The sequence below is a fragment of the Rufibacter hautae genome (assembly GCF_008271695.1).
Taxonomy (GTDB): domain Bacteria; phylum Bacteroidota; class Bacteroidia; order Cytophagales; family Hymenobacteraceae; genus Nibribacter; species Nibribacter hautae.
On sequence record NZ_VKKY01000001.1, the window covers coordinates 1,041,719 to 1,064,541 of the forward strand.

Annotated in this window: 23 protein-coding genes and 1 pseudogene; 6 read left to right on the forward strand and 18 right to left on the reverse strand. The window is 50.4% G+C overall.

Going from position 1 to position 22,823, the window contains the following annotated elements; genetic code table 11:
* Positions 1 to 114 precede the first annotated feature (114 nt).
* The 4 genes and pseudogenes from FOA19_RS03960 to FOA19_RS03970 all read right to left on the reverse strand — a co-directional run bounded on the left by FOA19_RS03960 (position 115) and on the right by FOA19_RS03970 (position 2,350).
* Positions 115 to 714: an NADPH-dependent F420 reductase gene (locus FOA19_RS03960; RefSeq protein WP_149089475.1), complete on the reverse strand. Its 600-nt coding sequence runs from the start codon at positions 712 to 714 to the stop codon at positions 115 to 117.
* 30 nt (positions 715 to 744) lie between these two features.
* A complete protein-coding gene (locus tag FOA19_RS23525) occupies positions 745 to 1,242 on the reverse strand; it encodes a pirin family protein (protein ID WP_223808802.1) in 498 nt (165 codons plus the stop codon).
* A 60-nt stretch (positions 1,243 to 1,302) separates the two neighbouring features.
* A pseudogene (locus tag FOA19_RS23530) lies at positions 1,303 to 1,619 on the reverse strand (pirin family protein); the annotation flags it as partial.
* 152 nt (positions 1,620 to 1,771) lie between these two features.
* Entirely contained in the window at positions 1,772 to 2,350 is a 579-nt protein-coding gene (locus FOA19_RS03970; RefSeq protein ID WP_149089476.1) for a Crp/Fnr family transcriptional regulator, read from the reverse strand.
* Positions 2,351 to 2,574: 224 nt separating this feature from the next.
* Here FOA19_RS03970 and FOA19_RS03975 point away from each other — a divergent pair, with 224 nt between their 5' ends.
* Positions 2,575 to 3,510 carry an NmrA family NAD(P)-binding protein gene (locus FOA19_RS03975; protein WP_149089477.1) on the forward strand — a complete coding sequence of 312 codons (936 nt, stop codon included), beginning with the start codon at positions 2,575 to 2,577 and terminating at the stop codon, positions 3,508 to 3,510.
* Positions 3,511 to 3,708: 198 nt separating this feature from the next.
* Here the strand turns inward: FOA19_RS03975 and asnB are convergent, their stop codons facing one another.
* The 14 genes from asnB to mutM form a co-directional block, all read right to left on the reverse strand.
* A complete protein-coding gene (gene asnB / locus FOA19_RS03980) occupies positions 3,709 to 5,391 on the reverse strand; it encodes an asparagine synthase B (protein WP_149089478.1) in 1,683 nt (560 codons plus the stop codon).
* Positions 5,392 to 5,914: 523 nt separating this feature from the next.
* Positions 5,915 to 6,313, reverse strand: coding sequence for an ACT domain-containing protein (locus FOA19_RS03985; protein ID WP_149089479.1), 399 nt, complete (start codon positions 6,311 to 6,313; stop codon positions 5,915 to 5,917).
* The gene (locus FOA19_RS03990; RefSeq protein WP_149089480.1) at positions 6,310 to 6,846 is read right to left on the reverse strand and encodes a GNAT family N-acetyltransferase; all 537 of its coding nucleotides are present in this window, start codon (positions 6,844 to 6,846) and stop codon (positions 6,310 to 6,312) included. The genes FOA19_RS03985 and FOA19_RS03990 overlap by 4 nt, the downstream gene beginning before the upstream one ends.
* A 90-nt stretch (positions 6,847 to 6,936) precedes the next feature.
* Positions 6,937 to 7,434 carry a DUF1572 domain-containing protein gene (locus FOA19_RS03995; RefSeq protein WP_149089481.1) on the reverse strand — a complete coding sequence of 166 codons (498 nt, stop codon included), beginning with the start codon at positions 7,432 to 7,434 and terminating at the stop codon, positions 6,937 to 6,939.
* A 126-nt stretch (positions 7,435 to 7,560) separates the two neighbouring features.
* Positions 7,561 to 9,132: an amidase family protein gene (locus FOA19_RS04000; protein ID WP_149089482.1), complete on the reverse strand. Its 1,572-nt coding sequence runs from the start codon at positions 9,130 to 9,132 to the stop codon at positions 7,561 to 7,563.
* Between the two features lie 129 nt (positions 9,133 to 9,261).
* Positions 9,262 to 10,539: a DUF1080 domain-containing protein gene (locus tag FOA19_RS04005; RefSeq protein ID WP_149089483.1), complete on the reverse strand. Its 1,278-nt coding sequence runs from the start codon at positions 10,537 to 10,539 to the stop codon at positions 9,262 to 9,264.
* Between the two features lie 140 nt (positions 10,540 to 10,679).
* Positions 10,680 to 11,000, reverse strand: coding sequence for a DUF7677 family protein (locus tag FOA19_RS04010; protein WP_149089484.1), 321 nt, complete (start codon positions 10,998 to 11,000; stop codon positions 10,680 to 10,682).
* Positions 11,001 to 11,117: 117 nt separating this feature from the next.
* A complete protein-coding gene (locus FOA19_RS04015) occupies positions 11,118 to 11,510 on the reverse strand; it encodes a hypothetical protein (protein WP_149089485.1) in 393 nt (130 codons plus the stop codon).
* A 25-nt stretch (positions 11,511 to 11,535) separates the two neighbouring features.
* Positions 11,536 to 12,552 (reverse strand): hypothetical protein, encoded by a 1,017-nt coding sequence (locus FOA19_RS04020; protein ID WP_149089486.1) that lies wholly within the window; start codon positions 12,550 to 12,552, stop codon positions 11,536 to 11,538.
* 90 nt (positions 12,553 to 12,642) lie between these two features.
* Entirely contained in the window at positions 12,643 to 13,083 is a 441-nt protein-coding gene (locus FOA19_RS04025) for a hypothetical protein (RefSeq protein WP_149089487.1), read from the reverse strand.
* An 87-nt stretch (positions 13,084 to 13,170) separates the two neighbouring features.
* A complete protein-coding gene (locus FOA19_RS04030) occupies positions 13,171 to 13,791 on the reverse strand; it encodes a hypothetical protein (protein ID WP_149089488.1) in 621 nt (206 codons plus the stop codon).
* A 65-nt stretch (positions 13,792 to 13,856) separates the two neighbouring features.
* Entirely contained in the window at positions 13,857 to 14,957 is a 1,101-nt protein-coding gene (locus FOA19_RS04035; RefSeq protein WP_149089489.1) for a hypothetical protein, read from the reverse strand.
* A gap of 93 nt (positions 14,958 to 15,050) precedes the next feature.
* Positions 15,051 to 15,542 carry a hypothetical protein gene (locus FOA19_RS04040; RefSeq protein WP_149089490.1) on the reverse strand — a complete coding sequence of 164 codons (492 nt, stop codon included), beginning with the start codon at positions 15,540 to 15,542 and terminating at the stop codon, positions 15,051 to 15,053.
* A 196-nt stretch (positions 15,543 to 15,738) separates the two neighbouring features.
* Complete coding sequence (gene mutM / locus FOA19_RS04045; RefSeq protein WP_149089491.1) at positions 15,739 to 16,554, reverse strand: DNA-formamidopyrimidine glycosylase; 816 nt, start codon at positions 16,552 to 16,554, stop codon at positions 15,739 to 15,741.
* A 241-nt stretch (positions 16,555 to 16,795) separates the two neighbouring features.
* Between mutM and FOA19_RS04050 the strand changes: the two genes are divergently transcribed.
* The 5 genes from FOA19_RS04050 (at position 16,796) to FOA19_RS04070 (ending at position 22,819) form a co-directional block, all read left to right on the forward strand.
* Positions 16,796 to 17,341, forward strand: coding sequence for a YfiT family bacillithiol transferase (locus FOA19_RS04050; RefSeq protein WP_149089492.1), 546 nt, complete (start codon positions 16,796 to 16,798; stop codon positions 17,339 to 17,341).
* A 108-nt stretch (positions 17,342 to 17,449) separates the two neighbouring features.
* Entirely contained in the window at positions 17,450 to 21,004 is a 3,555-nt protein-coding gene (locus tag FOA19_RS04055; RefSeq protein WP_149089493.1) for a DUF7948 domain-containing protein, read from the forward strand.
* A gap of 177 nt (positions 21,005 to 21,181) precedes the next feature.
* Positions 21,182 to 21,664 carry a hypothetical protein gene (locus FOA19_RS04060; RefSeq protein ID WP_149089494.1) on the forward strand — a complete coding sequence of 161 codons (483 nt, stop codon included), beginning with the start codon at positions 21,182 to 21,184 and terminating at the stop codon, positions 21,662 to 21,664.
* Between the two features lie 177 nt (positions 21,665 to 21,841).
* Positions 21,842 to 22,402, forward strand: coding sequence for a hypothetical protein (locus FOA19_RS04065; RefSeq protein WP_149089495.1), 561 nt, complete (start codon positions 21,842 to 21,844; stop codon positions 22,400 to 22,402).
* Positions 22,403 to 22,546: 144 nt separating this feature from the next.
* Positions 22,547 to 22,819 (forward strand): (2Fe-2S) ferredoxin domain-containing protein, encoded by a 273-nt coding sequence (locus FOA19_RS04070; RefSeq protein ID WP_149089496.1) that lies wholly within the window; start codon positions 22,547 to 22,549, stop codon positions 22,817 to 22,819.
* Positions 22,820 to 22,823: the final 4 nt, after the last annotated feature.

Below are 22,823 nucleotides of genomic sequence, written 5' to 3' on the forward strand. Positions count from 1 at the left end.
CCCGGTTTAGGGCCTGTTTTATGAAAACAAGCCTTAAACCGGGGAGCTTACATTTACGGTAATCTGTTTCATTGGCAGGTAGATTTTGCTCTTGCTTTACCTTCATTCTTCAGGTCATTTCAGCTTCACCAGGTTGAGCGCGGGCAAAGGTCCACCGGGGAATTGCTGTAGCCGTCCGCCTTCGTTCAGGGTGCCTAAATCCACGCCGGCAAAGCCGATGCGATTGATGAGATCCAGCACGGTCCTTTTCGCTTCGGCGTCATTACCGGAGTAGAAGATCACGCGGTTACCGCCTTCTTCCTGCGGGTTTGCGGCCAGAACGGCGGCCAACAATGTATTGAAGGCTTTCACCACTTTGGAGCCAGGCAACAGGGAGGCCACCACTTCGCTGGAAGCTTGGCCATCTAGGTCGGCGGGCACAAAACCGGGCAGCACGGCATTGGTGGCATCTATGACCACGCGGTTCTCCCAAGACGGCACGTGGGCCACCGCTTCCTCCAGTTTATTCCAGGGTACGGCCAGAAACACAATGTCTGCCGCAGCGGCTTCCTGGGTTGTGCCCGCCTTTATGCCTTGGCCAATTTCCTCCACCACAGGGCGTAATGACTCTGGTCCGCGGCTGTTACTGATGAGGGTGTCATACCCTGCTTTGGCGGCGTGCCGGGCAAAGGCTTTGCCTATTTTACCGGCTCCTATGATTCCTATTTTGGTCATGACTTCTGATTTTTAGGCGCTAAACATTCCTTAGTTATGGTACACGATCTCGCCGTACTTGCCATTGAAGAAATCTCGGTACGCCACGGCAATCTCGGTCCGGCTGTTCATCACAAAAGGACCTTCGGCCACGATGGGCTCCGTATAGCTTTCTCCCCCGAAAATGATCAGGTCAATGGCTTTCTCGGCGGGGTTGTACACGTCAATAGCGCCGTCTTTGCGGTCAAACTCAATGAACTCACCAGCCGTGTAGGCATCTCCGTTGATGCTGACATTGCTTTCCAGCAGGAAGGCGGCATACTCTAACCCGCCTTGGGTGGCAAGAGAGAATTGCTGGCCGGCCTCTAAATGCAGGTGGTAGATGAACTGCTCTGAGTAGCTGGGGATCTGAGAAGTGAGTTCCGCGTAACGCCCGGCTACGACTTTGATCCATCCTTTGCCCTGTTCCAATTCTTTCTGCGGCACTTCTTGGGCCTGTACAGCCAGGTACTCAGGAGACTCGGCTTTGTTTTTGGCGGGGAGGTTCACCCAGAACTGCAGGCCGTGGGTGGTTCTGTTTTCCAACTGCGGATCTGGGTTCAGGTTCTCGTCATGGATGACTCCGTTACCGGCTTTCATCCACTGGATACCGCCGAGGTTACCTTGGCGTGGTGCCCGGCACTGTCAAAGTGTTCATCCTCGCCCTGGAGCAGATAGGTCAACGTGGCGATGCCTCTGTGGGGGTGCGCGCCGGTCCCGTTTTTCATTCTAGGCGCATCTGCCGCGTGTACTTTAGGGGCGATGTGGTCCAGGAACACAAAGGGGCCCACGGCCTGCGTGTATCTGTTGGGCACAATGCGGTAGATGGTTAAATCGCCTATATCGGCCCGTTGGCCTTTGGTGGTGAAGCTTACTTCCTTTTTCATGTCTGTATCGTTTTAAGGTTGAAGAAGGGCTGTTTATTTCCCTTATGAACGATACAAAGATGCGGCCTTGCCCTGCCCAAAGACGATGAGATTTGGTAAATAAAAGCGTTGACAAATGTCAACGAAACCCGGTAAAGGCTAGCCGCAGTAAACTAAAGGGAATGCTTTCTAATGCGGCTGAGGGTTTCCTTGGTGATGCCCAGGTAAGAGGCGATGAGGTGTTGCGGAAAGCGCTGCACCAACTCGGGGTGCTGGAGGGTGAAATCGGTGTAGCGTTTCTCAGCGGAGAAGCTGATGGCGGCGTTGATTCTGCGTTGGTTGGCCATGGAGTGGCGGTCATCCATCTGGCGGGCCATTTTAGTCAAGGTTGGTACCTGCTCGTAGAGTTGGAACAGGTGGGCTTTCTCCACCAGCAGCAGGTCTGTGTCTTCCCAGGCATCTATGTTAAACGCGGAGGGAGTGAGCATCAGGAAACTTTCGCGGTCGCCCACCCACCAGTTCTCAATGGCCAGTTGCACAATGTGCTCGGCGCCTTTCTCGTCTACGCTGTACTGCCGCATGGCGCCTTTCACGATGAAGGCCATGTACCGGCAGATATCGCCGCTCTGCAACAGGTACTGCCGCTTCCGCAAGCGTTTGGGAACAAAGGCGTTTCTGATCAGTTCCTGCTCCTGGGGCGTAAGCGTGGCCTGGGTATACTGACCGATGTAGTTGAAAAGGGCTTCGTGCATGGCGTCTGAAAGCGTGCCGCAGTATACGGAAAAATCACTTGCGCCGGAAACATGCCCCAGGAAGAATCTGCTGGCAGCATGGCCTTGCCGCCGGAAAGAGCATGAGTTATTGGCCGATATGGGAGTTGGTTTAATCTGGGGAATGTCGTGCCGTAGACTTTGCCCCCCTTCCCTAACCTTTTCCCCCGATTGCGGTTATGGTTACAATTCAAAAAGATTAAACCATGTTCATTGACGGGAGCGCTGTATTGCAAGAGAAAACCATTGTTATAGCCGGTGCCACCGGAGACCTGGGTACGCGCATTGCCGGACACCTGCTGCACCGCGGAGCCCGGGTGCGGGCACTTGTGCGCCCCGGCAACACCAGCGATAAAACCGCGAATTTGCAGGCCAAGGGCGCTACGGTGATAGAGGTAGATTACAGAAACCACGCAGAACTGGTAAAAGCCTGCGCGGGCGGCACCTGCGTGGTCTCCGCGCTATCTGGCCTGGAGGAGGTGATTTTGGATGCCCAGACGGCGTTGTTGCAGGCGGCCGTGGAAGCCGGAGTACCCCGCTTTATTCCTTCTGACTTCGCGATTGATTTCACCAAGCTGCCCCACGGCACCAACCGCAACCTGGATCTGCGGCAGGAGTTCAAAGAGCGCCTGGACAAAGCACCCATTGCGGCAACCTCAGTACTCAACGGTATGTTCTCTGACCTCCTGACGGGCCAGGCGCCGGTAGTCTTGTTTCCGCTTAAACGGGTAGTGTACTGGGAAGACGCAGACCAACCGCTGGACTTCACCACCATTGAAGACACCGCCGCGTTCACCGCCGCTGCCGCCCTGGATGCGGCCACACCCCGTTACCTGCGGATTGCAGGCGATGTGCTGAGTGCGCGGGGCCTGAAGGAAGCCGCCAGCCAGGCCACCGGAGATCAATTCAAGTTGCTCAAGGCCGGAAAGCTGGGTCGGCTGGACAAAATCATCAAGTTCACGCGAACGGTCTTCCCGCAGAAAGAAGAAGTCTTCCCGGCTTGGCAAGGCATGCAGTACATGCGGAACATGTTCAGCGGGCTCCCCATACTAACACCGCTGGACAACAATCGTTACCCGGGCATCAGATGGACCACCGTTCAGGAAGTACTCGCGCAGCACGTTCAGCAGAACCCAAAATAAACCTTACCAAGCATCTGTCAAGCCGGGCTGCTTTTGGCTTGTTTTACAGATATCAGCTTCAAAACAGCTTTTAGGAGAATTCATGTTTTAGAAGCTCTTTTTGAAAAACAGGCTCAATTTGCGCTTGCTTTCAAAACAGAATCGCCACCCGTTGCAACACGGGTGGCGATTCTGTTTTTTGGCTTTGGGTCTAAAGGCTTATTGCAAGACTTCCTGCTGGTACGCCTTGGCGTGGACGTTGGCCACGGCTCTACCCGAAGGATCGTTCAGGTTCTTGAAGGAGGCATCCCATTCCAGCGCTACTGGCGAACTGCAGGCCACGGATGGCACGGAAGGCACTGAGAGCGCGGCGGCATCGCTGGGGAAGTGCTTGGAGAAAATAGACCGGTAGTAGTACTCCTCTTTAGACGATGGCGTCTGGATAGGGAACCGGAAGCGGGCGTTGGCCAGTTGCTCATCGCTCACTTTGGCGTTCACCATCTCCTTGAGGGTGTCAATCCAGCTGTAGCCAACCCCGTCTGAGAACTGCTCTTTCTGGCGCCAGGCCACGCTGGCCGGCAGGTAGTCTTCAAACGCTTTGCGCAACACCCATTTCTCCATGCGTTCGCCGTTGATGAGCTTGTCCTGGGGGTTGATGCGCATGGCCACATCCATGAACTCTTTGTCCAGGAACGGCACGCGGCCCTCAATGCCCCAAGAGGCCAGGGATTTGTTCGCACGCAGGCAGTCATACATGTGCAGTTTGTCCAGCTTGCGCACGTTCTCTTCGTGGAAGGCCTTGGCGTTAGGTGCCTTGTGGAAGTACAGGTAACCCCCGAAGATCTCATCGGCGCCCTCGCCGGAGAGCACCATTTTGATGCCCATGGCTTTGATGGCTCGGGCCATGAGGTACATAGGCGTTGACGCGCGCACGGTGGTCACGTCATAAGTCTCCAGGTGGTAGATCACGTCTTTGATGGCGTCAATGCCCTCCTGGATGGTGAATTTGATCTCATGGTGCACCGTACCCAGGTGATCGGCTACCTTCTGAGCCGCCGCTAAGTCTGGGGAGCCTTCCAACCCGATGGCGAAGGAATGCAGTTGGGGCCACCAAGCGGCCTCCTGGTCGTTGGTTTCTACGCGCCGCTCAGAGTATTTCTTGGCAATGGCCGAGGTGATGGAGGAATCAAGTCCGCCGGAAAGCAGCACACCGTAGGGCACATCGCTCATGAGTTGACGGTGCACGGCGGCTTCCAGGGCTTCTCTCAACGCCTGGATGTCTGTTTCGTTTTCGGCTACGTTTTTGTACTCCATCCAGTCGCGGTCATACCATTTCTGGTAGCCTTCTTCTTTGCTGGACAGGTAATGGCCTGGCGGGAACAGCTCAATTTTGGCGCACTTCCCTTCCAAAGCCTTCAGCTCAGAGGCCACGTAGAACGTACCATTCTGGTCCCAGCCGATGTACAGCGGGATAATGCCCATGTGGTCACGGGCGATGAGGTACTCGTTGTTCTCAATATCATAGATGGCAAACCCGAAGATGCCGTTGAGGTCATCCAGGAACTTGGTGCCTTTCTCTTTGTAAAGCGCCAGAATGACCTCGCAGTCAGACTTGGTCTGGAAATTATAGTTGGTGGTGAGGTTCTCACGCAGCTGCAGGTGGTTATAGATCTCGCCGTTGGCGGCCAGCACCAGTTTTCCGTCCTGGCTGAACAAAGGCTGTTTCCCCGAGATAGGGTCCACAATGGCCAACCGCTCATGGGCCAGGATCGCATTCTCATTGCTGTAAACCCCGCTCCAATCCGGACCACGGTGCCGGATACACTTCGCCATTTCCAAAACCTGGGGCCGCAACGCCTCAGATGACTCTTTTAAATCGAAAGCACAAACAATTCCACACACGATACTTGCATCTTTTAATTAACGATTATCAAATATGGCAGGAATAATTTAAAACAACATAAATATTCGCAACATTTTTACCAAAACGTTGAAAAATACCTAACATTACGCTTCTACAGGTGCTTGTATTATATTAGAACAGCAGAATGGTTGTTAGTTTGGCACTAGGCGGATTGATTGATTGATTGATTGGAGATCTGGTTCCCTGCAGGTCTTCCATTCTCTTCTGCGCGAGAACAGCTTTCTGTTTCTAGTACGATTTTTTGAAAACAGCCCTAAAACTCGCATGGGGAGACTTCCCGCTTTTCAGGTGAATAACCCAACCCCTGCTACCATGTACAATTTGTGTTTCAGGGTTGTTCTTGGGAAAACCAGGGCAAACCGTTGGGTTACTCTAAACTCAGGAATCATTTGACGCCGCTGGCTACAAACACGGATTCTCCGCTTGAGTGGAGCGAAGAGGGGTGTTTACACCTGCAGGCGGGTGAAGAACTCCCTCATGGCTGCAATCGAGAAGCGGCGCTTATGCTTCTTTGGAGAGGTCCATCAGGGCGGACAGGGCTGCCTGGGCGTGCTGCTGGTCCACAAAGATATGGTCGTGGTAAAAGGCGGCCACTACGTTGCAGCTTATCCCCTTTTCGGCGAGGGCTTGGGAGAAAGCCGCCGTTAAACCTACTGCCGCCAGCGAAGAATGGACCGTGAGGGTGATCCAGGCCGCGGTAAAGGAGTAGGAAAGTTGCCATTCATCGGCGAGTTCTTTTCTGAGAATTACGGTGATGCCTTCGGTTTCCCGAAAGGTCATGAGCGCCTGATTGAGGTCTATTTTTGCGGAATCTTGCACCACGCAGAAGACGTAATCTCCGGGGTTTAGTTTGGGCTCTAAAGTCCTCAGCATACCGGTCAAATCTGTTTCGCCGGTCATCTGCTTGATGGGTTGGTTGGAACAGACTGATTACTGAACAGCAGCAGGTCTTCGTGGCTGCCAGGCAAACGGGTGGTTTTCTGGAGCTTCAACCCTACTTTCTCCAGCAGCCGGATGGACCTTGCGTTATTGGGGGCGGTGATGGCCAGGATGGTGGGGATCTGCAGGCGGGTGCTGGCGTCTTCCATCACGGCGCTGGCCATCTCAGAAGCATAGCCTTGTCCGCTGAAATCTGGGAGAAAAGCAAAGCCCAGATCGGGGTGGTCCAGACCGTCGCGGTTCACCAGGCCACACATGCCAATCGCCTGCCCGTCTTCTTTGCGTTCTACCAAAGACAACCCGTAGCCATGCTGCAAGTAGCTTTTCAGGGGGCCGTTCTGCAGGTAAAATAGGGCCTGCTCCTGGGTTTTCACGTTTCGGTCCCCAATGAACTGCAGCCACCCCGGGCTGTTCATGAGGGTGATGATAAAAGCCGTGTCCTGGAGCGTGAACTCCCGCAGCCTTAGTCTTTCTGTTTCCAGGAGGATTTTCATAAATCGTTGCTAAAGTAGAATGCTAGCAGATCGGGCTTTTATAAGGAACGCTGACGCTGTTTTTGATGGCTGCTGATTCTCACGGGCAGGTTAACGGACACTTTGCGCTACACTTGTTTCGATGGGCTGCGACAACAGTTTTTTAAGAAACACTATCTGGCCTAAATGGTAGTGGGCATGCTCAACCACGCCCTGAATGTTGCGGTAGTAGCTTCCGTATTTCTCCTCCACAAAGGTTTCCCACAGTTTGCATTCCGGCAACTGCTCCACCAGCAGGGCCAGGTCTTCGGCATCGGTCCAGGATTCCTGCAGCAATTTCCCCCAAGCTTCGGGTGAGTCGATGGCCGGATGGTTGAAACTGTCGGTGTCCTTGGCGTTGAGCGATTCATCCCTTAATACCCGCAACACCGCCTTTACATAGTAGTTGGTATGGTACACCAGGGCCGCAATGGTGTTGAGCGTAGAGATTTTGGCGGTAGCCTGTTGCCAGGTAAGGTCCGAAACGTTTTCCCGCATGGTGACGTCCGTCCAGTTCTCCCCGAAATGAACTTCTCTCAGGTGCCTGGCCAATTGCTGTGGTAGATTCATGGGCATGAGGTTTTATTGAAGTTTACAGAAAATAGGCAGAAAACACTTGAACTGGACTTTTATTTCTGCTTAGCCTTACCCCCATACTTTTATCTAGGAATTTGCTTCAGGCTTGCAAGAATTAAATCATTCACTTTCACTAAAACGCACGGGCGGCTTGCGGTGCTTTGTGCCCTGCTCATACGAATACGTGAGCTTGATCAGCGTAGGCTCTGCAAACAGATCGCCCAGGAACTGCAGGCCGGCCGGCAGGTTGCCATAGGTATAGCCCATGGGTACCGTAAAGGCGGGTAAGCCGGTGTGCGGCGCAATGATCTGGCTATTGTCGCCCTTGTAGCCCTTGAAATCGCCTACTTTCGCGGGCGGGTGGTTCCAGGTTGGATAAATAACCGCATCCAGCCGGTGCTTTTTCATGGCCCCGGTCACAGCCTCCCGGAAAGCGATGCGGCGGGTATCGTGGTAGGCATCGCCGCAAGTGGTGGCATTAGCAGCCGGTGCGGTCGTCTGGCTCAGTTCGTACTCTAAGTTTTCTTTGATGTAGGCCGAGTACTTGCCCGAGGCTGCTACTTCCTGCAAATTCTTCACCGGCGCCTTGGGTCCCAGAGAGGCCAGGTACTGGTTTATATCGTGCTGAAAAACGGAACACCACTGATCCTCGCTTACCTCCGCAAAATTCGGGACTTCAAAAGGATCCACGATCTCGGCACCCAGGCGTTTGAGGTCTGCAATGGCTTTTTCAAACAGGGCTTTTACCTGTGGGTCGGGGTTTTTGTCACTCAATATCCGCAGCACGCCAATACGGGCGCCTTTGAGGCCGTTCTTATCCAGGAATTGGCGGTAGTTGGCCGGTACCTTGCCCCGGCTGTGTTCGGTTAGTGGATCAGCTGGGTCGTGACCCGCAATTACCTCCAATATACGGGTAGCGTCTTCTACCGTCCGGGCCATGGGACCGCCCACATCGTTGCGCAGATACAGCGGCGCGATGCCCGCACGGCTGGTAAGCCCCAACGTGGAGCGGAAGCCCACCAGAGCATTGTGCGAAGAAGGACCACGAATGGAGTTGCCAGTATCAGAACCCAAACCCACGCTGCCCAGGTTGGCAGCCACCGCCGCAGCCGTGCCGCCGCTGGATCCGGCCGGTACATGCCCTAGGTTGTATGGATTCAGTGTTTCGCCCGCAATGGAACTGATGGAGACCATGGGACTGAAGGCCCACTCGGCCATGTTGGATTTCGCCAGCACCAATGCGCCAGCCTCCTGCAGTACCCGCACCTGGTAGGCATCGGTCTCCGGCTCAAAGCCTTTCATGGCCAGCGAGCCCGCGGCGGTTTGCAGGCCCTTGGTATTGAAATTGTCTTTCACAATAAGCGGAATGCAGTGCAGCGGCCGCAGTTTTTTCGTTTTCCGGTATTCTGCATCCAGTTCCCGGGCCAGTTGAAGCGCCTTTGGATTGGTGAGAACTATGGAATTTAGTTTGGTAGGCTGGTCGTAGGTTTCGATCCGCTGCAGGTAGGTGGTCACCAATTGCTCACAGGAACAGGTGCCTTTTTTGAAAGCCGTATGGATGTCGGCAATCGTCGCTTCCTCCACATTGAATTGCCCGCCCGCTTCGGTTCCCACCTCACCCGGTCGGGTACAGGAGCTAAACAGGGCCACTAAAACCAAGAAGCTAAGTACCCTGGAGAAGTAAAGTCGCATAAGTATTATTTAAAATGAGTGACAGCCTGTAACGCAGCACTGCGTTACCACCATCTTGTCGTTAGTTTTTATTCCATGGCGTTCAAGCACCATAAAGCCCGTAGGTGAATCAAGCCCTGGCTAAAAGTGCTACCATTTGGGAATGTAAAGGTCTTTATAAGAAAGATTCGCCTCTTTGAGGACCTTCATCACATACATTGATTTTTGCATGTTTGAAGCAGGTACTAGTCCTGCGAAGGTGAATTTACAGCCTTTGGCCTTCGCCATCTTTATGATTTCCACCGACGGGCTCTTGCTTACATTGTCAATCTCAATGGCAATGTTGTTTTGTTTTGCCAGGTCCAACAGTTCTGCGGCTGTAGCGGTGGTAAGGGTTCTGCCCTTGTCAGACCAGATATTGATTTTCTTCCCTTTCAGCAATGCCTGCGCCGTCTTTACATCAGTGCTTTCACCCACAATATAGTCTGCGGCGGATGCCTTGGCCATTGCCTGGTTTGTAGCCGTCACTTTTATACCGGTAAAAAGGGGAAGATTTTTACCTGTGGCAAGTTCTTTAGCAGCGGCAGGACTTTTTACCATAGAAACATTGATGCCCGTGGTATAGAAGTAGTCTGCAAGTTCTTTTGCGGATAAGGTAGTCTTTGGATTCAAGTCAATAAAAGCAAACTGACGGCCCTGCAGCACAACGAGGCTGTCATGCCAAGCACCCAACACTGGAGCAACCGCGTTAGAACGGGCATCATCTGGCAAGCGGCGCACCCTGAAACTTTTGTACTGCATCTTGCTCAGCGTATCATGCCCCTGCAGGCAGAACGTTCCTTTTCCAAGTCGTGGAACGGTCTTAAATGTTTTCTCGGGCTGCAGGTAGTCCACCGTTTTCAAGCCATTGAGCCAAACCTGCACCCGGTTGCTTTCTACCCGGGCTTTTATCGTCATCCATTCCCCATCCTGGCCAAACGTTTTGTATAGATTCCGCACCCCGTAAAGGCTAGCCGTTTTTTTGAGTTCTACATAGTCCCCTTCTCCTATATGAGTATTGTTCACTTGTATTTCCAGACCGCTATTGGGCCAGCCTGTTTCCTGGTACTTGGTATGAAAATAGATGCCTGTATTAGCTAGCTTGAAAGTTTTCACCTGCACTTCCAGTTCAAAATTTTTGAAACCGTCTTTCAGGTGTTCTCCTTCATAAAACAGATGGGAACGTTTTCCGTCGGCTTGGAAAAGACCGTCCGTTACTGACCAGGTAGCAGGATTCTCGGTGGCTTTCCATCCGGTTAAGTCTTTCCCATTGATAAGTTCCACCCAGCCGTTCTCATCTGAGAGGTTAGAGACTGTTTTATCATCAGCAGGTTTGAAAGCAAGAATAGCCAAGGCAAGCAGGCTCAGCAGCGCAAATATATTTTTCATTAATCTTTATTTAGCTAGAAACTGAATTACCTGATCAGGGTTAGGCTAAGCGATAGGCGAGAACGTTGGCTGAGGCTGACGTTTAGCTGTGTTGATGTAGTTTCTCTTTTTTATTTTTTTATTCAAATTCAACCACACTTTCAAATCAAGTCTTGTAAGGGTGGTGGATTGTATAGAGTAACTTCCCAATCTTCAAATGGAGGCTCAACCTTATAAGAAGAATCACAATAAGAGCGGATATACTGAGTTGCTCTTTTTTCAGCATATTTGGCATTCAGAACATTTCCATCCTCGTCCAACTCAATAACATTGGTGTAAATGGCAAAGGCTTGCTCAATGGCACTTGGTTCTTCTCCATATAGTTCAAGGTAGTTTATGCCCTTAAGCATATTATGGCTTCCACTTGCCATGAAGTAAGCAAATGTTCTTAAAGCGCCACTGAAGGAATTGCTTAATCTCATTTTCTGAAATTCATTTTTATTATTTCACATTACTACCAAGGGCCTCGTGTAAACAGCGTGCAAGGCCATCCGGGCGAAGTATGCTGTTTACACGAGGCCCTTGGTAGAAGTGTTTTTTTACTTTACAGTTCTACTTATCCATCTGTCGCTTGGCCCTTCTCCCTCATAATAGACCAGATTTGCGTCTCCAAACACAACTAAGGTTCCAAAGCCATGCCCGATGGATTCTCTTAAAGCTAATTCTACATTCATTCTTCTCGCGTCAATTTCTCCGTTCTCAGAAATGACGTAACAGTCAGTCGGATTACCAAGGTTCTTAAGTTTCTCCTCAAGTACTTTCCACTCATTCTTTTTGATTTCTTCAAAGTCCTTGAGTTGGGAACTAAAGTGGGCTAATGCGTTGGTGAATTTACTTCTGGTTTTTTCAGCCTGAATAAGTGTTAAATACCGTTCCTGCTTTCTATCAACGATAAATCGCTTAATGACTTTTGCTTCTAATTCCGCGTCCATTCATCTTTAACATTACTGGCAACGATTAGTGTGAAAGTCGTGCTAGACCGTTGGCTAAAGCATGATTTTCACATAGTGTTAACACCTGTTGTTTCTTCTTTTCGCATCTTGCCTTAATTACACTTAAAAGTCTGTTTTGAAAATCTGACAAGATTATATCACCCCAAAATTTACCGTAAAAATTTATTGTTGATGTTAATCTATAACTTGATAAAAGTGTCAGTTTTACTTGACCATTATTCAATTCTGTTAATTTGTATGTTGCGTCAACGAATGTAAAATAATTACCGTTTAGAACATGTTGGTCAAATACTTTTTGCCTTACAGTCTTTGGATCAATTTCAATATCAAACGAAACTTTTTTAAAATCTTCATATTCTGTTATTGTTTCAATAAACTTTAATCCGCCTTCAAATTTTCCAATTCTCTGACCATCAATTTCTTTCTTTTCAACTGTTGCACTTATTGGCCTTGGAATACCCACAGAATTAAAGAAACCAGAGTTGTATTCACCTTTCTTGATAGTTTTCACTTCAACTATATTATCCCAAATTACTTCTGGTTTTGATAAAATAACAACTTCGCTTATGGTGCTGTATGTTTCCGATGGGGTTTTTATGTAATTTTCTATTGGGGCAAAAAGAAAGGGCACTAAAACCAAAGTCAATAGCTTTCCTTTGCTTTTATGGTTGTTAATTTGAACAAGCCGGAAAAGCAATGCACCAATAGTCCCGAGGATAAAAAATGGTCCAGCAAGAACCAGCAAACAAATAAAATCTTCTAATCCGATAAGGAACATTGTCAAAAAGAAAGTGGAAACAGTCAACCAAGGAATGAAGATGATATTCCGATAAGATTTCAGTTTGTCTGTGTCTGCAAACATCAATGGTATAATGCCCAAAATTGTTGGAATTATAAACAAATATGTCACCGAAGCTAAAGTTGCTTTATATCCAAATACCAAACGTGTTATAAGTCCGTATGCGATACCGATTACAATTCCAATTATTAAAAGCCCATATTTATGTTTTAGTCGTGTCATATTATAATCTGTGCCAACGGCTAGTATAAACAACGTGCTAGGCGGTCGGTTGTAGCATGATGTTTTTACTTTGTTAGCCAATGCTGTTTTTTATACTTCTATAAATACTAATTCTTTAGTTGCCTCTAAAGTTAATATGACTTTTTTATTTAATATTTTGGCCACGGACTTCATATACCCGACTATTGCTTGATGGTCTTCCAATGATTGGACTTCTCTCGGAGAGATGTCGCTTTCCATTTCAGGTTCCCAAAACAAGATACAGTTGATATATATGTTGCCGAATATTATTGAGGCCTTATTTACTTCTTTGAAATCGGCAGGATTAGTAAAATACAGTAACAAATCATCAACATTTATTCTGTCTTCCGTTTTCAGTGTCCGTCCGTTGAAGAATTGAACTGTATAGTTTTCGTTAACATAGTTAGCCCAGCGCCTCCAATCTTCCTTGTCGGTGTCAAAGACGTAGATGTCACGTAAGGAGCCATCTACAAAATAGATTTCCTCCTTTAACGTCTCCCAATTTTCCATTTTTTCAGTTTTGGCTAACTACTGGATAAACGGCGACGAGGCCGTCGGCCGATGCTGACGTTTACACGTTGCTAGGGTTAGTAGTTCTTAGTAAATTTCATCTTTTGGTAGTCTGAGCTTGGCCAATGCCAACATCTCTTGACCAATCCTTTTTATGGCAGGGCTCACTGAGTTTGAACTTACTTGATGGTACTTGCCATTCATGTAGATTTCTAACTCCCAGATTGAGCCATCTAGAATCTCCTTTATGTCTGATTTTACCTCCCAAATCTTTAGCTGATTAGCCAATGTCTTCAGGCTCTCAATCTCTTCCAATGAGATTCTGGTGTTTCTTTGCTCATATAGGTATGGTAGAGCCGAACTAGAGTAATCATTCAATTCGTCTAGATATATTTTGGATACAGCGTACTGCTCCACATGATAAAGGGAATCTGTGGTTTTTGTATAAATCGGGAAGTTCTCAACTCTTAGTATGACTTCAGGGTGAAAGGCGCGAGACCAATTTAATCTGAAAACAACTCTATTAGTATCGGCTATTTTCCTTATGTCTTCTTCATGGCTTGTTCTAAGCCACTCTTCAAAGCGTTTCGAGCTCTCCAGAACATTTTCGTCTTTAGGAGTTTTATTGGGTGGATTGCCTTTTTCCGATGCCTTTGGGTGGCAACTAACAGCTAATAAAGTCAAAAACAAAAGGAGGCTTTTATTCATATTTTCTATTAACTCTAACGGACTTGGCAATAGGGCGTTTTAATGCCCTTTAGGTGTTGTTACCGCTAGTGTTTATTGTTCCAATCTATTTTAATCATTTCTTTACCTTTTATTACTACCAGTGATACTTCTCTTTCACCCCCAGTACCATAATGGTCCAAATTTATCAGCACCTCTCCAGTGGAATATTTTTTAGTTATGGGGTTGTGTGTGTAAAGGTCAGAGTTGAAGAGGGGGTCGACGATAATAAAATCATTTCCTTTTATTTCAGCCAAAAAAGTCCTTTCCTGCCAATGGACTAAATACAAATCCTTTCCTTCCCAGTTGAATCGGGAAAACATCTGAATCCAATAGTAATCAAAAATTTTAACCGCGTGGTTTGAAGAATCGGCATACCCTAATGCTTCTACGGTTTTTCTTTTTCTTTTGAAGTCTTTTACATTTGGCAGTTCGGTCGGGTTAGGAACATGCTTCAGCTCTGTGCTCCCACCACCATGGCCTAATTTTGATAATACATTGAATCCTCCATTGGCTTCTGTAACGGTGTTTGCGCAGGTTGCTTCGGTAAAATAAGTTTCTTTAGTTCTTCGATTATAGAAGTATACTGTCCCGCCCCATTCGCCATTGCAGTCCCCATACACAATGTAATCATTGTTTTCGCAAAGGTGAGACTTTGAGTTTGCTTTTAAAGGTAGCCCTTTAGTTCTAACCCATTTGTCCATTGAATCTAGATGCCAGAACCTTCCTTTAGAGAGGCCATATAGCTTTTCATCAATTAGCCAGAAAGCTTTAAACTTATGCTTATTTAATGAAACCTCAAATTGAGTATTTCTTGAAAAGTCAGACAATCTAAGGCAGGTAAAGGAACCTGGTTCGAACAAGGAAACAATATGCTCTTTGTAAATAACAGAGTATGATAACGGAAAGGACCCATCTGAATTTGGACTGCCTATAACAATGGATTTTGTCTTGAACCCTAAGGAAGAATCCGCTAAGTTGATGTTGAACTCTTTCCCTCTGTAAATTAGTGGTACGTGAATGCTGTCTTGATAAAAAGGGCCCACTCTAGGACCGAAGGAAACTATCAAAGAATCAAAGTCTTCCGTCTGCGCACAACAAAATATTGAGATTAGGAACAATAAAGGGATTGTGAGGATAGATTTCATTCTTAATTTTTACACATTTGCGGTAACGTACTAGGCTAAACGGCGGGTGAGGCCATCGGCCGAAGGTTGACGTTTAGGTGTTGTTATCTGGAGTTATTTCTGCTGTATAATATACTCATATGTTACTAAGAACACTGTATCATAGGTGTTTGGGCGCGGTATATTAATCATTCCTCGCCAAGTATGCACCCTTGATTCACCTTTCTTTAAATTCACGTCTTTTGCTATGAATTTTATGAAGGCTGTGTCCTGAGTCCCCTCCACAACTTGGTTGCTATTGTGTAACTTATGCCATGAAAGGGAGTCTCCAGTAAAGTATTCGTAAAATCTGAAGGTTGGCCTTACACTATCTGAAGAGTATAAGTTCTGATGGTTTTCTATAAATAACTTCAGCCTATAAGTATCCCCATTCTGCATCGTGTCTTTCTCTGTAAATGCTAATCCAAAACTACCTTTTCCAGGAGAGGCTTTGTAGTTAATATTCGTGAAGTTGAATTCTGATAAGGCACTTTGGTTATTTTCAGTATCGTTAAGTTTACAGGAGCCAAGTGCAACAATTATTATTAGGAGGAAAGTTTTTGTCATATGTTAATTCCAGATAACTACTGAATAAACGGAGTCATTCCGGTTATCAGCACTATAGCTTCGGCGAACATCCTGCTTACAGCATCAATTGACAGATAACCGGATCGGTACTGCCGAATATACTATATAGGAATAACATTATTGACCAAACTCGTTTTTCAACAGCAGACCTTTGCAAACCAAGTATCAGCCAGCGCTACACCTGGCAATTGGGGCAGAAGTAGGTAGCGCGGCCACCCACGTATTTCTTCTGGATGAGCGTTTGGCAGCGGGGGCAGTGGAGGTGCGCGTCTTTGGTGGCAGAGGCAGGCGCTTCGTCCCATTCGCGGGCATGGATGAGGTAATGCGAGGGGAAATCACGGTAGATGGCCTCGGCGGCGATGGCGGTTTCCAGCACCTCTCGGATGCAGGTGGCTAGGCGGTCCACCTCGGCGGGCTGCAGGGAATCAGCGGGGCGCTCTGGCTCCAGTTGGGCTTGGAAGAGCACCTCATCGGCAATCCAGTTGCCAACGCCGGGCGCTATGCGCTGGTCCAGCAGCAGCGGCTTGATCGCTGATTTCTTTCTGGCCAGTCCTTGGGTTAGTTCCTCGGTGGAGAGGGTGAGCGCATCGGGGCCCAGTTTCTTCTGTAGCCGGAACGCGGCAACGCTCTGGGTGAGTCCCAGCCGACCGAACTTGCGGGAGTCCAGGAAAGCGAACTTAAAGCCGTTCTCAAAATGGAAAATGGCCCGGGCAAAGCGCGGCGTGTCTGCCTCGTCTTTGTAGTAAGCCACGTCGCCGGTCATCCCGAAGTGCATGGTCACGATGGGGCCTCGGGCAGTTTCCAGGAAAAGCTGCTTGCCAATGCGGGCCGTCTGGGTGAACTGCTCTCCGCGCAGCGTCCTCCTGAAATCATCCAGGTCTACCTGCAGTTGCCGCTTGGGGTCCTGCACCTCCACCTCGGTAATAGGCTGGAACAGGCTGGTCTCGTCAATGAAACGGCGATAGGTCTCTACCTCGGGTAACTCTGGCATCTTTAAAGGGATTTGCGTTTAGGACCTGTTTTCATAAAAAGAAAGTAAAAGCAGCGCCTGTTCTACAACCCGCAGCACCTGTCCATTGTTGCGCAAAAAATGCATTTTCATTCTGTATCCGAAAGTGATAATCTGACTTTACGCTAAAATAGTTTTCCACCGGTTTTAAAAATTAAGGCCCTAAACGCAGCCTGAAATGGTCTATTTCGTTAGATTTGTTTGAGACTAGTTCTGTATCTGCATGGAAACACCAACACTGCCCCTTGAACTTTTACGCTACCCTGTAGGAAGATATGAGGCACCCCCATTGTACGGGTCGGCTTTTGTAAAGAAGTCGCTTATGGCCATTGAGGCCTTGCCTGCCAAACTGCGCGCCGCCATCCACAACCTGTCAGATGAACAGCTGGACACCCCCTACCGCCCCGGCGGCTGGAGCCTGCGCCAGGTGGTGCACCATCTCGCTGATAGCCACCTCAATGCCTACACCCGGGTACGGTTGGCACTCACAGAAAACACCCCGGTCATTAAACCCTACGAAGAATCTTCCTGGGCTTACCTCCGGGATGCCCACTGGGCAGACCCCGCGCTTTCCCTCCAGATGCTGGAGGCCTTGCACCAACGGTGGGTTATTTTGCTTCGGTCTCTTTGCATGGAAGAATGGCACCGGTCTTACATCCATCCGCAGAGCGGCGAGACGTATCTGTTCCAGGTGGCGGGCATGTACGCCTGGCACGGAGAGCACCACGTGGGGCATATCACCTCCCTGAAAGACAGAATGGGCTGGTAGTTCGTTTTTTATCTCTTTTTTAAAAACAGACCTAAAAACAAGGGCAGCCCAAAAGCTGACATTTAAGAAAATTAGCTTATTTTTAGTCAGAAGTTTCAAATTCTGACAATGAGCCTGCCCCCTTTCCTTTTTATTGTTTCTGCCTTCTGGACCCTACTGGAATTTTTCATGGGGGCTCCAGCGCCCGCGCCTGTTACCGCACCCAACCCAGCGCCCCAAGTGGTCATGGCCAGAACCAATAGCACAGATTTCCGCACGCTGGAGTTTGTGGAGAACAAAGGACAGTGGCCTACCCAGGTGGCTTTCGCCGCCGATGTCTGGGGGGGCAAGATGTTTCTGCAGCCCACCGGGTTCATGTATGTTCTGCATGATGCAACGGCATTGGCCGCGGCCCAAAACCACGGACATTCCCAAGCGGGTGCCGCGAACCAACGTACTTCGGCCGCGCCCGATGTTCTGAAGAGCCACGCCTACTCCGTTACGTTTGAGAATGCCAATCCGGCCCCGGTGCTGCAACCGCAGGAAGTCACCGAAGGTATCCGGAACTATTACCTGGGCAAGGACCCTAAGAAATGGGGGTCCGGTGCCCGGGGTTTTCGGCAGGTGCGCTACAAGGGCCTGTACAAAGGGGTAGACCTGGCCCTCTATGAAAAGGCTGGTAACCTAAAATACGATTTGTTTGTGGCGCCGGGCACCTCGCCAGACCAGATCAGACTCAAGTACAAGGGCGTCTCCAACCTGTCTTTGCAAGACGGAAACCTGCGCGTAGAGACCTCGGTGGGTGACGTGAAAGAGCACAAGCCCGTGGCGTACCAGATGGTGCAGAACCAGCGCGTGGAAGTGAAATGCCTCTACCAACTCTCGGGCCAGACCGTCACGTTCCAATTCCCCGATGGCTTTGACAACCGCTACCCGCTGGTGATTGACCCGGTGGTGGAATTCTCGTCCTTCACCGGCTCTACCGCTGATAACTGGGGATACACCGCCACCTATGACAGCGAGGGCAACATGTACTCGGGGGGGATCGCCTCCAGCACCGGGTACCCTACCTCTACCGGGGCCTTCAGCGAGGCTTTCAACGGCATCTGGGACATGGCCATCATCAAGTATGACACCAAAGTAAGCGGACCAGCGGCGCGCCTGTATGCCACCTACCTGGGCGGCAGCAGTACTGAGTCTCCGCACAGCCTGGTGGTGAACGCCGCAGATGAACTCCTGGTGCTGGGCACCTCCAGCTCCGCCGATTACCCTACTTCTGCCGCTGCGCTGAGCCGCACGTTCAAAGGCGGTCCGCCTATTACTCCGCTGGGCACCGGTGGCAACCCTTCCTATACTTTCGGGTCAGACCTGGTGATCACCCGCCTCAGCAAAAACGGCGACAAGTTGCTGGCCTCCACTTTCCTGGGCGGTAGCCAGAACGATGGGCTCCTCACCCGGACCGGTTCCTTTCCTACCCTGGTCCAGAACTACGGCGACCAATATCGCGGCGACATCATCACTGACCCAGACGGGAACGTGTACATTGCCTCCAATACTTCCTCAGATGACTTCCCGGCTACCAACGGATTTGGGTCAGAGATGCAGGGCGGCTCAAACGATGCGGTGATCTGCAAGCTTTCCCCAGACCTTAGCCAGGTGCTTTGGGCCAGCTACTACGGCGGCTCCGGCACCGATGCCGCCTACTCCATCCAGCTGGACCAGAACCGGCAGGTATACGTCTGCGGCGGCACCACCAGCACCACCCTTCCCGGCACCGCCAATGGCATGAAACCAACCTCCGCGGGCAACACAGACGGCTTTGTGCTGAAGATAAACAACACGGGCTCCACTATCATGGCGGCTACTTTCCTAGGCACCCAGGCGTATGACCAAACCTATTTTCTGCAGTTAGATGCCGAGTACAGCGTGTACCTGCTGGGCCAGACCTTGGGTGGTTACCCGGTCACCAGCGGCACCTACAGCAACCGGGGCGGCCGGCAGTTTCTCCATAAGCTAAGCAATGACCTGTCTACCACCGTTTGGTCTACCGTGTTTGGCACCGGGCGCACCACCATTGACATTTCGCCTACAGCATTTCTGGTAGATGACTGCCAGCGCATCTACGTCTCTGGGTGGGGCGGCAGCAACAACGGCGGATTCTATGGCAACGGCACCACCACGGGTCTGCCCACTACCCCAGGGGCGGTGCAGACCACCACAGACGGCGGCGACTTCTACCTCATGCAACTGGGCACCAACGCCAGCGAGCTTATCTACGCTACTTTTTACGGCGGAAACCAGACCATCACCGGCGGCAGCTTTGAGCACGTAGACGGCGGCACCAGTAGGTTTGACAAGAAAGGCTACGTGTATCAGGCGGTCTGCGGCGGCTGCCAGGCCAAATCCAATTTCCCGGTTCCGGCGGGCGCCAACTTCTACTCCAGAACCAACAACAGCATAAATTGCAACAATGCCGCTTTCAAATTTGATTTCGCAGAGGAACTGCGCGCCGATGCCGGCCCTGACCAGGAAATCTGCCTGGAGGCTGGCGCCGTGAACCTGCCGGGCTCGCCCAGCGGGGGCGTCTGGGCCGGCAATGGCGTTTCTATGGTAAACGGGGCCTACAGGTTCACCCCCACCCCTGAGATGGTGGGTGCGCACACGCTCACCTACACCGTAACCGGAACTGGTTCCTGCGCCATCTCCAACACCATGGTCATGACCGTGACCCCACCCGTGACGCACACCCTCACCATCCCGCAGAACCTGTACTGCGTAAATTCCAAGGACCTTGTGGAACTGACGGGCTCGCCGGCGGGCGGCGTTTTCTCGGGCAAAGGCGTCACCGACTCTTTGTTCAATCCGGCCGTAGCCGGGGTAGGCAAGCATGTGATCACTTACCGCAATGACGGCTCTGACGGCGTCTGCGGCTCTGCCTCCATTACCGTGGAGGTAATTCTCCCCCTGGTGGAGATTGGCCCCGATACCACTTTGTGCCCAGGGAGCCTCACACCTTTCCAGTTGCGGGCAAATGTACCCGGCGGCACCTGGAGCGGCACCAACGTATCGGCGGCGGGTGTTTTCACGCCGCCTCCCGGCTTTACCGGCACCATCACCGCGTCTTACTCGCTCGCCACTCCTTGCCCGGTCACAGATACCAAGGTGATCAACATGCCACCGGTGCCCACCATGCAAGCCCAGCTTTCCAATGGCTGTAATGACAATCCTCTGGTATCAGGCTACGCTCCTTTCAACGCGGCTTTTGCCAACGGCTCCAGCAACGCAGACAGTTTCACTTGGGACTTTGGGGACGGCACCCAATCTACGGAGCATTCGCCGCGGCACCTTTACAAAACCCCGGGCAAGTACAAAGTCACCCTCCTGGCCACCTACGGAAACGGTTGTCAGGCCATTCTGGAAGTAGGAGAAGTGGTAGTGGAGCCGCCTTTCATCCCCAATATCTTCACGCCCAACGGCGATGATAAAAACGAGACCTTTGTGCAGCATTTCAGTTGTTTCCCTACCGAGATCATTGTCTATGACCTTTGGGGAAAACAGGTGTACCAGCAGAAAATCTATAACCAGAAATGGAATGGCGGTAACCTCTCTGAAGGCACGTATTTCTACATCCTTAAAGACACGGAGGGCAACACCGCCAAAGGTTGGGTGGAAATCCTGAAATAGCCCCTTATTTATCTACGGCATTGAGCTACGGCATTGAGAAGCCTCTTCTTTTCAGTGAGCTTCCCCATGCCATTGCTCTACTTTTTCTGTTATATGCGCCTTTCTTTTACTTTCTTTCTATTCTGTTCTTTGGTTTTCTTCTCAGGCTGTGGCGATGAATTCATCCAGGATCCTGCCATGACGGCTAAAATAAACGGTTCTAACTTCACGGCCTGCTCCAATCTGGAAGGCAAAATCCCCGTTCCTACGGCACCTAAAAACAACCTGGAGGTGACCTACGACCCTACCAGCGGCCAACTAATCATTAAGGGCACTGACAGTTGCAACGACTCGGTTAAAACCATCCACCTGGACATAAGGGATGTACACGGTGTGGGCAACTACACCATCAATTATCAATCAAAGTTATATTATAACCCTGATGATACCCCCGGGAGTGGCGCTGGAAGCAACGGGGCACTCCAGTACCTGGGCCGGCATCCGGCCAACTCGGCAGGCATCTTCTCCACTGATCCGCAGCACGTGGGGACCTTTACCATTACCGCCTTTGACCTGGAGCAAAGACGTTTTTCAGCCACTTTTGAGATGGATGTTTATGGGGCGTACTCCAACAAACTGTTCAAAATCAGGGAGGGCCGGTTGAACAACGTGTCGTACTAGGGCAGCCCCCTCTCCTTCCGTTTAGGGCTTCTTTTTAGTTTTTTCGGCCAAAAACAGAAGCTGCCGAGACCTGTCTTTCTTCCTGAAAGTAGGCCCCGGAACTTCCAGGGAAAACGAACTCTTCTCTCCTAGCCATAGTTTTAATACTTTTAGAACTTTATCTTATTCAAACATACTATGTCAAAACGCGGTAGACGCACCTTAGGCGTTCCTACTTTTCCGTTGCCCATCTCGGGTCAGTTCATGCCCGCCATTCTTTTGATCATTATGGGCTTAGGCTTGCTGGTCTTCAAAAACCTGACCCAGGAAGTGAAGCATGTGCAAGACCTGATGGTGAAGGAAGGAACCCTGATCAACTATTCATTCAAGAAAACCCCCGAGGGAGAGAGAGATTACGGTCTCTGGCTCAAAGAATTCGCTGAGCGGTTTGAGCTCGCCGGCAAGCAGGAATCCTCTTTTGATACCACCGCCTTCAAAGCCGCCCTTAAACCCGGCGACCGGCTGCGGGTGGAGTACAGTGACCGGGAAGACGTGCTGGAGAACGGCGGTGTGCGCAGGCTGTACGGGTTGTCGGCCCCGGCCAAGAACCTTACTTTTTTCCAGGGTAAAGACACGGTGTACCAGCAGAACAACGGAACGCTTACTTTTGCCATCTATGGGCTACTGGCCGGCGGCATTCTGCTCTACATCTGGCAGATCTACAAAACCCAACGTCAGCGCAACGCTTACGAAGACTAACGCCTCAGGCTGCCCTTTCCGATTTTAAGGCTCATTTTATCAATAGGGCTCTGAAACAGGAACGTTCGGGAATGGAGGCTCAGTCAAAACGAGGCAGCCATTCCGGACTGGGGCCGTACAAGGGAGAAGACATCCACGCCTTATATGAGTAAGTACCCAACCACCCCCCGCCAGGTAATCTACGCCTGCGGCAGCGGCAAATGCCAGAAACGCGGCGGCAAGGAAATCCGCAAGGCCATGCGCGACCAATTGAAGATGGCCGGCCTGAAAGACGAGGTAGAGATCATTAAAACCGACTGTACCGATCGCTGCAAGCATGGCCCTATTTTCAGTATCCAGCCGCAGAACATCTGGCTGCATGACATGAGCGAGGCACAGGTTCTGCAGGTTTTCAGGGAACAAGTGCTAGGCAAATAAAAAA